The sequence below is a fragment of the Prevotella sp. C561 genome (assembly GCF_000224595.1).
Lineage (GTDB): Bacteria > Bacteroidota > Bacteroidia > Bacteroidales > Bacteroidaceae > Prevotella > Prevotella jejuni.
In genome coordinates this window covers 91,396-105,344 of sequence record NZ_JH114143.1, presented here as the reverse complement: position 1 = coordinate 105,344, position 13,949 = coordinate 91,396, and the positions used below count along the sequence as shown (strand labels likewise).

The following is a 13,949-nucleotide window of genomic DNA, read 5'->3' as shown; positions in this document are numbered from 1 at the left end:
TCCTGCAGGAAACACAGCATGACGGTCGAACAAGCCGCTTTGCTTATGACGAGGATGGGCGGCTACTGCGTGCTGAGAACAAGGAAATAAAAGTAGCCTTCAAGCACGACCTTGGAGGGCGGATAGTGAAAAGAGACACAGGGCGGGCACTGCATCATGCGCAAGTATGACCGTACAGGACGCCACGTGCACACCGAGAGCAGTCTTGGTGCAAGTATTGACTATTCCCACGATAAGGATGGCAATCTCAGTGAGATGAACAGCGGAGGATGGTCAGCCAGATGGCAGCGTGACAGGGTAGGACTGGAGACGGAGCGTGAACTTACAGGCGGAGTGCATGTAAAGACACATCATGACAGCCTTGGACGTGAGACCTACAAGTCGGTGGGTGCACGCAATGTCGAACAGTTCCGTCGCAGCTATACCTGGGGCATCGGCAACCATCTTCATGCAACCGAGGACGGTCTTACGGGGCGCCGGGTACGCTATGACTATGATGAGTTCGACAATCTCCTTTCTGCAGAGTACAAGCAGGGGAATGACGTTGAGCGCATCTACCGTATTCCTGACCGTATCGGCAATCTCTTTGAGACACGTGAGAAGGATGACCGTAAGTACGGTGTGGGCAGCCGGCTGGCGGAAGACCGTGACTACTTCTATCACTATGACTGCGAGGGCAACCTCGTTTTCAAGGAGTTCAGAACGCTGGACTGGGCTGGCGTGTCCGTTCCGCTCGGCGTACAGAAGGCACATCTGGAGGAGGAGCTCGGCATAACCTTCCGTGCCTTTGGTGCAGGCTGGCGTTATGATTGGCAGAGTGACGGTATGCTGTCGAGGGTTGTCCGTCCTGACGGCAAGGAAGTGTCATTCGCATACGATGCGCTGGGCAGACGAACCGAGAAGACCTATGAGGGTGTCGCTACTCACTTCGTGTGGGATGGCAATGTACCTTTGCATGAGTGGCAGGAGGTTTCGTCTGATACTGAAGAGGCAGACATCACAACCTGGCTCTTCGAGCAGGACACGTTCATTCCTGCTGCCAAGCTCGCTGCCAACGGCGAGAGCTTCTCCATCGTGTCTGACTACCTCGGCACTCCCCTGCAGGCATTTGACAATAACGGCAACAAGGTTTGGGAGCAGGAACTTGACATCTTCGGCAGAAAGAGAAGGAAGGGCAACAATAATTCCTCCTTCATTCCGTTTAAGTACCAGGGTCAGTATGAGGACGTTGAGACGGGGCTGTACTACAACCGCTTCCGCTATTACGAACCGAATACAGGAACTTATATTAGCCAGGATCCGATAGGACTACTGGGAGACAATCCTACATTGTATGGGTATGTTGAAGATCCAAATGTATTCGTGGACATTTTAGGACTTACAGGGACTTATATGTTTACAGATGGAAAGAATTGGTACATCGGGAAAGGTAACGAGGCTAGAATGAATACTTCCATGAAACAACGAATTGGTGGTAAAGATAAAGCAACACAAAGCCTACATATAGATTATGGAGACAATAAAACAGGTTTCATGGTCGAAGCTGAGCTTATGAGAAGAAAGGATGCTGTTAAGAATGAAGACTTCGCAAATGCAATTAACTCACCAGGTAAGAAACTTCTTGAGGATGCTAAGATTAATGATAAAACATTATACGATGAGATTATGCAAAAGGCGGATGATTTTGAAAAACAATTCAACCAACAAAACAAAAATAACAAACAAAAAACGAAAGTAAAGCAATGTCACTAGATAAAACTATTCGAGAAAATTTGGATGGCAATTATTTAACAATTCATGTGGAAGATTTCCAAGAAGGTATTAAGTATGCTGCTCAAATTAAGATACGACAAATACATTTAATTGGTAGCCAAGCAAAAGATATTATTGTTGACTTCAAGGAACTTGACAAATTGTCTGAAACGTTGCAAGTCATATCTTTCATTCAAGATATTGGAAACGTTATCAATTTTGAATCCATTTACAATCTCAAAGAAATGAGAAAGGTGTATTTTCAAGATAAACAGAAGTTCACGTTCGATATCTCTAGATTTACAAAACTCCAACATTTAGGAAGTGATTATTGGAATGGGTTGACTAATTTAGATAAGGCTTATTCTTTGACTTCTTTGGTAATTTGTAAGTATCCTTTTCCAGACTTATTACTTCTTTCGGCATTGCGAAATCTTGAAATATTACATATTTATAGTTCACAAATTCAGAGTTTGTATGGTGTAGAAAGACTTTCAATTAGAAAGCTTTGTCTTGCTAGGAATAATAAACTTGAAGATATACATCAAATCAATGAAGTGTCCAGTTTAGAAAGTTTGCAGATTGAAGGATGCAGGAGACTTGAAAACTTCTCGGTTCTCAAAGGCAACTCTCATATTGAGGATTTATTCATTGACAAACTGGACTCGATTGATTTTGTGGAATCCATGCCTCATCTGAAGAAAATAAACTTCTGGAATTGCAAGGACGGAAATATGAGTCCATTGTTAAAGTCTCAGTCATTAGAAGTGGTGAACTTCTATCCCAATAAGAAACATTACACACATACCCTTAAAGAAATTAAAGAAATAAGGCAAGGGAAAGACTAAAAACAGGAGGACATCATTAATGAAAAAGAAAGTATTTGATCGACTTGTGGAAAAGGAACTGAAAAAATTCAAGAACTATGTGCTAGACGATGATGAATTCATGATAGAATTTCTTTCAAATATGTCTATTGATTTTGATAATTACATTACGCACGACACAGTATTTGGAGATTACTTTGGCATGCACTTTTACCCTTTCTGGCATAATCCCAACCAAGAGGACTTTACTGGCATTATCGATTCCTTTATGCTGGAATATATGGTTTGCACAATGTACACCCATGACCCAGAAAAGAAGTTTCGCTATATGCTGGTTGGTGCATCTTCTCTCTTTTTAGGAATCCTTATGTTTGGTGAAGAAAAAGAGAGGGATATCATGTTCCATTCCATGATAAATTTAATAAAGGAATATATAGCTATGGAGTATAGTGTAAATTATCAGGACACAACACTCCAAGAAGCATTCTTGTTATATGACATCTATACGGGTGGTAAGAACCACGACTTGTGGACTCCATACATCACCAAGCCGCTGACACCACTTTATCAGGATTGCATGGACAACATCCTTTCTGACGATGAAGAGAAGGTCAAGACTCTGCTGTCGGACATGCTGGAATACCATGTCAAACAATCCAACAACGACAGCTTCGTAAGGAGCGAGTTTACTTTCGCTTCACAGCGAGTTTTCCCCACAGAGATCCTTGCTCTCATCCATTACCGTCACACGCAGGGGAAATCCATCGACTTCATTGACGACAAGATTCTGAGCGTATTCGTTCCCTACATAAAGGCTAATAATTTCCGTCCCTCACCTGCTGTAGAAAAGGCAAGAAATGACATGTATGTCCTTCTTGGAATCAAATAAAACATAAAACTCATGCGTGCATAATGGCTCTGCACGACTCTGAAACACAGGCATGCGGATGGGAATAGTACAGAATGGCAACGTGACCGACTTGGCCGTGTTACTCGCTACGCAACTCCTGGACAGAGCGTGATGCGCATCTCCTACGATGCCTACGACCTGCCTGTTGAAGTTACCAGTGGCAATGAGGTGTGGACTATGGAGTACACTCCTATGGGTAACCTGCGCCGTCAGACACGTCGGACGAGCAGCATGCGCATGGTCAGTGCGCTGAACTATGAGTATGATTCCTATGACCAACTGAAGTTTGTCGAGAACGAACACGGTGAACGATACTTCTTTGAACGTGACCTTAATGGTGAGGTGATTTGTGAAAGGGGCTTCGACGGAGCGGAACGCCATTATATCCGTGACCTTGACGGCACGGTGATTACTACACAGCTACCTGATGGTACGGCTGTGCATCATCAGTATGACCAAGCTGGACGACTTACCTATAACAAGTACACCGATGGTAGTTGGGAGGCTTGGGAGTACGATAAGGCCGGAAGACTCACCAAAGCTTACAACAGAGACAGCGTGACGGAGTTCGTGCGTAATGCTTTTGGGCAGGTCATAAAGGAAACCCAAGACGGGCGTACAGTGGAGCATAAGTATGATGAGCGTTCTCGACTCTCAAATATCGTCAGTGCATTAGAAGGAAATATTACCTACGGATATGATATAAAAGGCGCTGTCAACCACATATCAGCTGGTATGTCAAGAAAGAGGAAGCCTTGGGAAGCGGACATAGCATACGACCGGTTCGGGCGTGAAACATCACGCATGATGCCTGGCTGTGTAGAGAATACGATGCACTATGACAGCATTGGCCGTCCTGCACATCAGCGTGTCCGGCATAATGGGCGAACACTGTATGACAAGTCATATACTTGGGGGGATAATCTTCGTCTTTTACAAACGTTTGACACAATAAACGGTAGAAGTGTCCGTTACGACTATGACACCTTCGGTTCTCTGTTAGGGGCTGTATATGGTGACGGAAGTTGTCAGTGGCGTAACCCAGATGCAATGGGTAACGTGTACGACAGCCCCGACCGTACGGACAGGAGTTATGCTCGTGGTGGACAGTTGCGTGAGGACAGGAAGTGGCGATATTATTATGACAGCCATGGCAACCTTGTGCTGAAGACCATGCGTAGGATGGAGCCATCGCGTAATGTGGAGGCACGAGATGAGTTCCTTCAATGGCAGAGCGGCGACTATGCCTATACGTGGCAGGGCAATGGTATGCTTAGGAGTGTAACACGGCCTGACGGCAAAACCATAACGTTCAGGTATGACGCTTTAGGCAGACGCATCGAGAAGGTCTTTGACGGACGAGTATATCGCTACCTCTGGGATGGTGATGTCATCCTGCACGAGTGGGACTATACCGAAGCTGACCGTCCGAACACGAGTGTTACCGAGACTGGCGAGGTCACGCTCGACAGGCCTGAACCAGTTGAGAATCTCATCACGTGGGTTTACGACAGTGACAGCTATGTCCCAACTGCCAAGATTGTCGGTGACAGGCATTACAGCATTGTCAGTGACTACATCGGCCGTCCCGTCCAAGCATACGATGATAATGGTAATATTGTCTGGCAGGCAGACTATGATATCTATGGTAACCTCCGCAACCTCCACGGCAGCAGGCGGTTCATTCCTTTCCGCCAGTTAGGTCAGTATGAGGACGAGGAAACTGGGCTGTATTACAACTGGTTCAGATATTATGACCCGAGGATTGGCATTTACATCAGCCAGGACCCGATAGGATTAGCAGGAAATAATCCGACATTGTATGCTTTTGTCACTGACCCAAATCTTTGGAAAGATATGTTTGGATTAGATGTAAGTTCTGGTGCAGGAAGGACACATGTAACATATCACGGAATTAAAAATGGGAAACCTTACACAGGCTATGCTAGTGCTCCCTCTGAACTCGGATTAAGTGCCAGCGAAATAGTTTCTCGTAGATATGGTGGTGATTTCTCTCAATTTGGAGGGCGTGCTCCTGAAGTCCTATATAAGGGTGAAGATATCTCCGGAAAACATACTGCAAGAGGATTAGAACAAAGATTTTATGACATGGATGTGAATAAATTTGGAAAAGAAGGGGTAGCCAACAAACAAAATCCTGTAGGTAAAAACAACAAGAACAGGCAAAGCTATTTGGATGCTGCTGATTCCTTCTTAGAAAAGAATAAAGTTACTTGTAGTTGATGTCTTATAAATTTATATATAACAAAAATGATATCTTGGAAAGAAAATAAAATAATATCCATACAATTAAGAAATGGTGTCTATGTCTTAGGGCAAATGATAAAGAAGCCTTACCTCATATTCTTTAAAGTGTATGGTAAGGATGGTACGTGGAATATAGACACATTATCTGTAGATGATATATTGTTTTGTCATGCAGTAACAAGGCAGTTCCTCAAGTTAAGTCAAATAAAAGATGTAAAGGGCATTCATGGTTTAGAAGGCTACAGACAATTATTTAAGTTCTGGATAATTTCAGGTGAGTTCGAAAGAATGACATTTTGGAAAGGAACGAAGAACGAAAGAACATTTATTACAGCAGGATTACATAATTGTTTGTTAGTTGAGAAAGATATACAAGAGGATTCTAAAAATACTCATCCTTCTGGTATTTATAAGAAAGAAATCCGTAAACTAACTGTCAAAGATTATGATTCTGTTAAAGCGTATGAACTAACAACTATAGAAATATACCCGAACTTAAATGAAAGGTTATATTTATGCTATAAATTAAAGAAAAATGTCGATCCAGAGAAAGATATAATGTTCAGACAGCAAATTCCTTTGGAGTATAAAACATATTTAGATATAATATCAGGAGTTGTTCTTTTATCAGATTTAGGATATTAAAGAATATGATTATTGAAACAGCACACGATAAGCCTGAATTATATAGAACCTTATAAGATTAGTGATAGTTGATGAATATGTAACGCTTTGGAATTATGGTTTTGATAAAAAGTTCAGCTTGACATTTAATTTTATATATATAGATAGATAAGAGAGTGCATTATAATAGTATTTTACAACTCGTTTAACTCGCGAATGTTGAAAAGAAGATAATAGTAGTGTAAATATTTTTTTACAAGCGTAACTGTTTCATAACTCGTTATACATCAGTGTATTACAAAACCTATTGGTTTGCGTTCCAAAAGTGGCTGTTTTGCACGGTAAAAGCATAGGTTTTGCATTGTAAAACAACCGCTTTCGCAACATTAAAGCGTAGTTGTCACTTTTTAATAGAATTATCTTTACAAAGTTAAATAAAAAATCTCTCACTATTTCATTAGGGAACTTGCTTGATAACATCTGCGAGTAGTGTAGCTCACGGTTAAACTCTGCTATGAGGAAAGCACGGACGACTACCGCATGCCTGATGCCGTGGGTAACGTCTTCCGCAGTCGTGACCGCAGGGACAGGGAGTACGGCAAGGGTGGTAGGATTCTCCGTGACCGGCATTATGACTATCTTTATAACGTAGAGGGCAACCTCATATTGAAGACTCCATGTCGCGGACTGACACAGCATCCGAACCATGAAGTATCGGAGGAAAGTGGCACGCATATTGCTTGGCAGACTGGTGACTATGCCTATGAATGGTATGGTAACGGCATGCTTAAAGAGGTGCGGCTTCCATACGGTAAGACCGTCCGCTTCGAGTATGATGCTCTTGGGCGTCGCACGGCAAAACTCTTCAATGGTCACGTCTTCCGTTACCTTTGGGACGGTAATGTGATGGTGCAGGAGTGGCAGTATGAGGAGAAGGACCGACCGCAGCATAGCATTGACGAGTTTGGCCGTATCCGTATGCAGAGCGAAGAACCAGTAGAAAACCTTGTCACATGGGTGTATGAGGAAGGCTCGTACGTTCCTGTGGCAAAGATACAGAACGGTGAACGCTACACGATTATCAGCGATTATATGGGGCGCCCTGTGGAAGCGTACAACAGCTATGGTAATGTAGTTTGGCAGGCTGACTATGATATCTATGGCGACCTTCGAAACATAAAAGGCATTCGTGACTTCATCCCTTTCCGCCAGTTGGGTCAGTATGAGGACGATGAGACGCGCCTCTATTACAACAGGTTCAGATACTATGACCCGAGAATTGGTAATTACATCAGCCAAGACCCGATAAGACTGATGGGTAATAATCCAACGCTGTATGGGTATGTGGGGGATTTAAATAATTGGGCTGATGTATTTGGACTTAGATGTAAAAAGGTAAAAAAATAGGTCCAAGTATACCCGAGTTTCACCGAAAAAACTTCACAGATGGAATTGTAAATATGCGACAAGTTAGTGGTGATGAAATATTCTACAAATATCATGGTAAATCAAATAGATTAGGGAGAGAGTATAATTATGTAACAAACAAGAAATATTTATCAGAGCAAGCGTTGAGGGAAGATTTAGCTCTTTTAAAAGAATGGGGTGTTGAGATAGAATATGTCACAACATTTAAACCTCAGGCTGGAACATGGATCGGAGAAGGGACAGCTGCTAAGCAGATTAGTCAAGACGGAACTGAAATTCTTGAAGGAACAGGTTATCAAGGTATTATAAATATCAAAGAGTTACCAAATTCAACTATCATTAAGACTGAAAAAGTAAAATTTAGTTTATGAAAACAATAATAGAATCTTTATTAGAGCTATCAGGCATTTCTGACAATAATAATAGAATTGAACTATATAAAGGAATGGCTCAGAAGCTAAGAGAAGTGACAGAAAAAAATCAATTCCATTTGATGGAATGTTTTTATTCTAATCTCTGTGGGCTGATGGCGCATTCGGATATGGGAAAAACTGAGTATAATAAAGTAAATCAACTTTTAGAATGTTTTCATAAAATTCTATTTAAATAATACAGAAAAATTAAAAGTCACCATGCTTGGAATATATCAGTTTGTATAAAGAGTGAGGCGAACGGAGTTGTGATTGATAGAGTAGAATATGTCAGTCATGAAGTAGGAGGTGCGGCTTCCATACGGCAAGACTGTTCGCTTCGAATATGATGCCCTTGGGCATCGCACGGCAAAGCTCTTCAACGGTCACGTCTTCCGTTACCTCTGGGACGGTAATGTGATGGTGCAGGAGTGGCAGTATGAGGAGAAGGACCGCCCGCAGCATAGCATTGACGAGTTCGGTCGCATCCGTATGCAGGGCGAAGAGCCGGTAGAGAACCTTGTCACATGGGTGTATGAGGAAGGCTCATACATTCCTGTGGCAAAGATACAGAACGGTGAACGCTACACGATTATCAGCGACTATATGGGTCGCCCTGTGGAAGCGTACAACAGTTATGGCAACGTAGTTTGGCAGGCTGACTATGATGTTTATGGTGACCTTCGAAACATAAAAGGTATCCGTGACTTCATTCCTTTCCGACAGTTGGGACAGTATGAGGACGATGAGACTCGCCTCTACTACAACCGCTTCCGCTATTATGACCCGAGGATTGGTAATTACATCAGCCAAGACCCGATAAGATTAGCAGGAAATAATCCAACACTGTATGGATATGTAGGGGATGGAAACTCAAATGTAGATATCTGGGGGTTATCAATAGACTATTACTCTTTAGACCATTTAGGTCGACCAACTGGAGGATTGGCAGAAATATCTTTAGATTCTACAGGCTCTTTACCTAAGGGTACTGATGCAGGAATAGATTCACCAGGGTGGAAAGGAGGTCAGCATCCATATCACCAACAGAGAGGACATTTAATAGCAAAAAATCATGGAGAGAGCGGAGTAGACCCAAGGAATATTGTAACGATTACAGATGGTACTAATCACCCAGGAATGACAAAATATGAGAATATAATAACTAGGCGTGTCAAGAATGGTGATACGATTCTACTAGAGGTAAAAGCCGTATATGATGGAGATAACCTCACCCCTAGTAAAATAACAATGTATGCTATTGACCAAAAAGGTAATGTTGTTGTAGATGCAGAAATAAAAAATGGATTAAGACAGAAAACATCATGTTGTCATGGATAAAAAAATACATTCGAACTTGAAGTTATAGGTTCTCAAAAGTGTTTTGGGGATTTACCAGCATTAAGTACATATAGGTTTAATAATGGGAGGAGATTTCCATTATCTTACCTTCGTTTCGTAACGAAATATGGATATGGTCTTACAGTAGACCTTTTTCACATCTATATTCCATTGTCAGAGCATGGAGACTCTATCTTCATCAGGTCTGATGAAATACGTTCGACTTATTATGAAGATGTAGTCAATGGAGATATATGGTTTGAGGTTGCTGCAGACATCTCTCTCTCAACCCTAAAGAATCTTTACCCATTTGCAAGTAGCGATAATGGTGAATACTTATTTTGGGATATCAATTCGTATAATAAAGAAGATGATGAGATGGACATCTATATGACTGACTTTAGGAGCATAGAATTGAGAAAAGTTGCTTCTAATCTCAATGAATTTATTGATAAAATTACAGATGTCAATAGATATAAAGAACTTCTCCCCTTTTCTATTCAGCCTCTTCCCCGTATATTTAAAGTGTTAAACCTTGTTGTTTAGCACTTTTACATGTTTCAGATATCAGCAAAACTGGTTAAGAACTATATAAGTATGGGATTGAGAGCAGAGAGGAGGAGATCCTCCGTGACAGGGAATACGGCAAGGGTGGCAGGATATCCGTGACCGCCATTATGACTGTCTCTATGACGTAGAGGGCAACCTCATATTGAAGACTCCACGGCGTGGACTGACACAGCATCCGAACCATGAGGTTTCGGAGGAAAGTGGCACGCATATTGTTTGGCAGACTGGTGACTATGCCTATGAGTGGTATGGCAACGGTATGCTTAGGGAAGTGCGGCTTCCATATGGCAAGACTGTTCGCTTCGAGTATGATGCCCTGGGGCGTCGCACGGCAAAGCTTTTCAATGGTCACGTCTTCCGCTATCTCTGGGACGGCAACGTGATGGTGCAGGAGTGGCAGTCTGAGGAGAAGGACCGTCCACAGCATAGCATTGACGAGTTTGGCCGTATCCGAATGTTAGGCGACGAGCTGGTAGAGAACCTTGTCACATGGGTTTAGTTCCTGTGGCAAAGATACAGAACGGTGAACGCTACACGATTATCAGCGATTATATGGGGCGCCCTGTGGAAGCGTACAATAGCTATGGTAACGTAGTTTGGCAGGCTGATTATGATATTTATGGTGACCTTCGAAACATAAAAGGCATTCGTGACTTCATCCCTTTCCGCCAGTTGGGACAGTATGAGGACGATGAGACTCGCCTCTATTACAACAGATTCAGATATTATGACCCGAGGATTGGTAATTATATCAGTCAAGATCCGATAAGGTTAGCCGGAAATAACCCAACACTGTATGGGTATGTGGGGGATTGTAATACACAAGATGATCTATTTGGGCTGGAATGTGGGACACCTAAAGATGCACAGAAGAAAATAAAAAAAGGACAAGGACCAAATGAAATTAGTAGAATTGATGCTCCCCAATCAAATGTGCCGGATTCTCAATGGCATGCACATGGTAAGGGTAAATGGGATGGTGTTATAAATTTAGATGGTTCTATACACGATAGTGATCCGAAGTTTTCAAACAAGACAAGGAAATGGTTAAGAGAACACGGTTGGAAAGTATGATGAAGAGTATATATGAAAACATATATACCAGTCAACAATTGGATGAGATATCAAATATGGTATTTCGTTCAAATTTATCTGAGGAAGTACCAATAATAGACAGATATGAAAGGATAAATATTTTACAAGAAAGTATTGCACGTGAAAATTTTTCAGTGTGTCTGCTTAATTGTTCCTTGTTCTTACTATATAATCTGAAACTTTATTTAAGGCATACTTTAAGTAGTACAGAGAATGACAATTTATTTTTATGTATTACATTGTTAGATCCTGTAGACGAGATAAACGATGTTGGTTTCTCTGTACCCAATATTCTCGTTAGCACAAAACTTGTGGCAAGTTATTTGACACAAGATAAAGCTGTTAGTCTAAAAAGGGAAGAGTATTTAGGTAGAATGTACGGAACATTAATTGATGAAAGTATGTTTGCATGTTACAAAGTTATTACTCCAGATAAGTATGGAGATATCATCAGATATTATATTGTTCCCAAACTATGGTAAACTTCGCAACCGCAAGGACATCCTTGACTTCATTCCTTTCCGCTAGTTAGGGCACTATGAGGACGATGAGACGCGCCTCTACTACAACAGGTTCCGCTATTACGACCCGAGGATTGGTAATTACATCAGCCAAGATCCGATAAGGTTAGCAGGAAATAACCCTACGCTGTATGGGTATGTGGAGGATTGTAATGAGTATGTAGATTTATTTGGATTAAATTTTAATGGTATTCCGCAAAACCCAGGAATTGTAAGAAGATTTATGTCGAAAGCTGAATATAAAGACTTTAAGAAAAATGGTTTTAAGTATGATCCAAAAGATACAAGAGGAGGTATAAGTACTACAAGTACAAAAATAAAACCTCAAAACCCTGATGCGATAAAAAAAAGTACAGAAGCTTTAGGTGCTGATTATTTTGTTGATATTGATACAAAGGGAAAGGATGTTGTGCTAAAAGGCAAAACCAAAGGAGGAGTTCCTGATTGGAAAATTAAGGACAATGTCTCAAAGACAGATATACTAAGTAGTGGCAAAGTGTGTAAAGGATGAAAGAACTGGATTTATTAGTTAAAGAATACTTTGAGAGTCGGGAAAGACTTCAGGCTTTTCTGTCAGGTATAGAGATAAAGAAATCTGAAGACAGTGCGTTGTTGGAATATTTCCTTTCATTACTTAAAGATAGCTTTTTTGAAGCAAAAGTCTTTGAATTATTGTTATACCTAAACCCTTCTGAAGCCAAAAGATACATAAACTTGTATTATCTGCAAGGGAATCCATATGAAAAGGAAAGATACAAGGGGAATTTGGATGTTATGCTCGATGATTATAAATCAGTTTTGGGAGAGATGGAGTTCTCTAAACTGATAGATTCCATATCCAAAGAAAATAAGGATTTTTATGTGATAAAGGAAGCGATAGATTTTGCCAATGATGAGTGATTATGCTTGTTTACTTTTCTGAAATATTTTATAAAAAGCAGTGCTATAGAGTGTTTGATAATCTAAAAACAGAGCTTTTAATGGAATTGTAACCAGCATATTTAAGAATATAAAGATATAAATATTTTCAAAAGTATAAGCATTACATAACTCATTATACAGTAGAATATTACAACTTCTTGCTATTTCGCGTTCAAAAAGCGGCTGTTTTACACGGTTAAAGTATAGGTTTTGTATCACAAAAGAGTCGATTTCGTAATATCAAAGCGTAGTTATCACTTTTTTAACAGAATTATCTTTACAAAGTTAAACGTGAATTCAACAAGCAAGTGCAAATCTACTTAATTAGTTCGTAAAAGCAGTCCTGTGGTGTTTTAAAAGGTTCTTCCGTTAAATGTGTGGACGCTTTTCGTAGTGCTTTAACGTAAGAGCCAAAGTTACTCATTAAATAAAAATATAGCTGAGACAGTCAACTATCTATCCTATTTTCATCCTCTTTCATTGAAAATCTTTTCGTTTTAAGACTTCGAAAATCTGCAGGCAAGAGGATTGAAAAACCATTACATAATTTCAAAGAAAACATCTATAAATAACGGCAAAAACACACACATGAAGCAGGTTTACAATCAACAGAGTATCAATTAGTTACCAAGTGTAAAGTAAAAGATGCCTAATTGGTGTTCAAAAGGGCGTTAGTAAGGGTCTTAAAGAGCATCTTTTGCAACCCAAAAGGGCGTCTTTTAGAAGCCAAAAGAGCATGTATTGGGTTTGAGCTGTACAAAAATAGTTTACAAACATGATTTAATAAGGGAATAAGCAGGTTATAGACGACAGATAGACATCACACCTAATTATATTTATCATATAGTTTACCCCCCTTATAAAACAATCTTATTGGAGGTAAGCTTACCATGTATGTGGATTAATCTCATTCTATTAACAATCTACACATTTAACGGAAGAACCTTTTTAAAATCTAATTTCTTTCTTGGTCTCATGTTAATTTTCTTTGAATACTTAGTTATTTGTTGCTGGCTGATATGCTCAAAGGTTTCTTTTTTTGGCACGTATTGCCTAATTAGTCCGTTAGCATTTTCTATAGCCCCTTTCTGCCACGAAGCGTATGGGTCAGCAAAATATATGGTAACACCAAGGCTTTTGGCTATCATTTCATGACAAGCGAATTCTGTACCATTGTCAGTTGTAATAGACTTGATATGCTCTTTGAATGGAGACAGTAAGCGTATTACAGTTCGTGCCAGTTCTTTGGCATTTTCCCCTTCTTAAGTTTTCTCATAAACAA

Annotated in this window: 16 protein-coding genes and 2 pseudogenes; 17 read left to right on the top strand and 1 reads right to left on the bottom strand. The window is 40.6% G+C overall.

Features of this window, described 5'->3' with window-relative positions:
* The first annotated feature begins 2 nt into the window (after positions 1-2).
* From HMPREF0666_RS18645 to HMPREF0666_RS05925, 17 genes and pseudogenes are all read left to right on the top strand, one after another.
* Positions 3-170: a hypothetical protein gene (locus HMPREF0666_RS18645; protein ID WP_009011470.1), complete on the top strand. Its 168-nt coding sequence runs from the start codon at positions 3-5 to the stop codon at positions 168-170.
* Positions 157-1,752, top strand: coding sequence for an RHS repeat domain-containing protein (locus tag HMPREF0666_RS18535; RefSeq protein WP_009011469.1), 1,596 nt, complete (start codon positions 157-159; stop codon positions 1,750-1,752). Before HMPREF0666_RS18645 ends, HMPREF0666_RS18535 begins: the two co-directional genes overlap by 14 nt.
* Positions 1,743-2,600, top strand: a complete 858-nt coding sequence (locus tag HMPREF0666_RS05985) for a hypothetical protein (protein WP_009011468.1) — start codon at positions 1,743-1,745, stop codon at positions 2,598-2,600. Before HMPREF0666_RS18535 ends, HMPREF0666_RS05985 begins: the two co-directional genes overlap by 10 nt.
* Positions 2,601-2,619: 19 nt before the next feature.
* Complete coding sequence (locus tag HMPREF0666_RS05980; RefSeq protein ID WP_009011467.1) at positions 2,620-3,468, top strand: hypothetical protein; 849 nt, start codon at positions 2,620-2,622, stop codon at positions 3,466-3,468.
* Positions 3,469-3,600: 132 nt separating this feature from the next.
* Complete coding sequence (locus HMPREF0666_RS17960; RefSeq protein WP_009011466.1) at positions 3,601-5,733, top strand: RHS repeat-associated core domain-containing protein; 2,133 nt, start codon at positions 3,601-3,603, stop codon at positions 5,731-5,733.
* A 27-nt stretch (positions 5,734-5,760) separates the two neighbouring features.
* Positions 5,761-6,402 carry a hypothetical protein gene (locus HMPREF0666_RS05970; RefSeq protein ID WP_009011465.1) on the top strand — a complete coding sequence of 214 codons (642 nt, stop codon included), beginning with the start codon at positions 5,761-5,763 and terminating at the stop codon, positions 6,400-6,402.
* A 519-nt stretch (positions 6,403-6,921) separates the two neighbouring features.
* Positions 6,922-7,788: an RHS repeat domain-containing protein gene (locus HMPREF0666_RS17955; protein WP_009011464.1), complete on the top strand. Its 867-nt coding sequence runs from the start codon at positions 6,922-6,924 to the stop codon at positions 7,786-7,788.
* A 53-nt stretch (positions 7,789-7,841) separates the two neighbouring features.
* Entirely contained in the window at positions 7,842-8,180 is a 339-nt protein-coding gene (locus HMPREF0666_RS05960; RefSeq protein WP_009011463.1) for a hypothetical protein, read from the top strand.
* Entirely contained in the window at positions 8,177-8,419 is a 243-nt protein-coding gene (locus HMPREF0666_RS05955) for a hypothetical protein (protein WP_009011462.1), read from the top strand. The genes HMPREF0666_RS05960 and HMPREF0666_RS05955 overlap by 4 nt, the downstream gene beginning before the upstream one ends.
* A 109-nt stretch (positions 8,420-8,528) precedes the next feature.
* Positions 8,529-9,560: an RHS repeat domain-containing protein gene (locus HMPREF0666_RS16095; RefSeq protein WP_009011461.1), complete on the top strand. Its 1,032-nt coding sequence runs from the start codon at positions 8,529-8,531 to the stop codon at positions 9,558-9,560.
* A 24-nt stretch (positions 9,561-9,584) separates the two neighbouring features.
* A complete protein-coding gene (locus tag HMPREF0666_RS05945) occupies positions 9,585-10,106 on the top strand; it encodes an SMI1/KNR4 family protein (protein WP_083822520.1) in 522 nt (173 codons plus the stop codon).
* A gap of 166 nt (positions 10,107-10,272) precedes the next feature.
* Positions 10,273-10,629, top strand: a complete 357-nt coding sequence (locus HMPREF0666_RS18530) for an RHS repeat domain-containing protein (protein WP_009011459.1) — start codon at positions 10,273-10,275, stop codon at positions 10,627-10,629.
* Positions 10,620-11,204, top strand: coding sequence for an RHS repeat domain-containing protein (locus tag HMPREF0666_RS18525; protein WP_009011458.1), 585 nt, complete (start codon positions 10,620-10,622; stop codon positions 11,202-11,204). Before HMPREF0666_RS18530 ends, HMPREF0666_RS18525 begins: the two co-directional genes overlap by 10 nt.
* Positions 11,201-11,707, top strand: a complete 507-nt coding sequence (locus HMPREF0666_RS05935; RefSeq protein ID WP_232214069.1) for an Imm15 family immunity protein — start codon at positions 11,201-11,203, stop codon at positions 11,705-11,707. Before HMPREF0666_RS18525 ends, HMPREF0666_RS05935 begins: the two co-directional genes overlap by 4 nt.
* 109 nt (positions 11,708-11,816) lie before the next feature.
* Positions 11,817-11,864 (top strand): annotated as a pseudogene (locus HMPREF0666_RS18640) (hypothetical protein); the annotation flags it as partial.
* A gap of 21 nt (positions 11,865-11,885) precedes the next feature.
* The gene (locus HMPREF0666_RS17945; protein WP_232214068.1) at positions 11,886-12,257 is read left to right on the top strand and encodes a hypothetical protein; all 372 of its coding nucleotides are present in this window, start codon (positions 11,886-11,888) and stop codon (positions 12,255-12,257) included.
* A complete protein-coding gene (locus HMPREF0666_RS05925; RefSeq protein WP_009011455.1) occupies positions 12,254-12,646 on the top strand; it encodes a hypothetical protein in 393 nt (130 codons plus the stop codon). The genes HMPREF0666_RS17945 and HMPREF0666_RS05925 overlap by 4 nt, the downstream gene beginning before the upstream one ends.
* A gap of 944 nt (positions 12,647-13,590) precedes the next feature.
* On the opposite strand, the pseudogene HMPREF0666_RS16475 reads toward HMPREF0666_RS05925, so the two are convergent.
* Positions 13,591-13,949 (bottom strand): annotated as a pseudogene (locus HMPREF0666_RS16475) (IS30 family transposase); the annotation flags it as partial.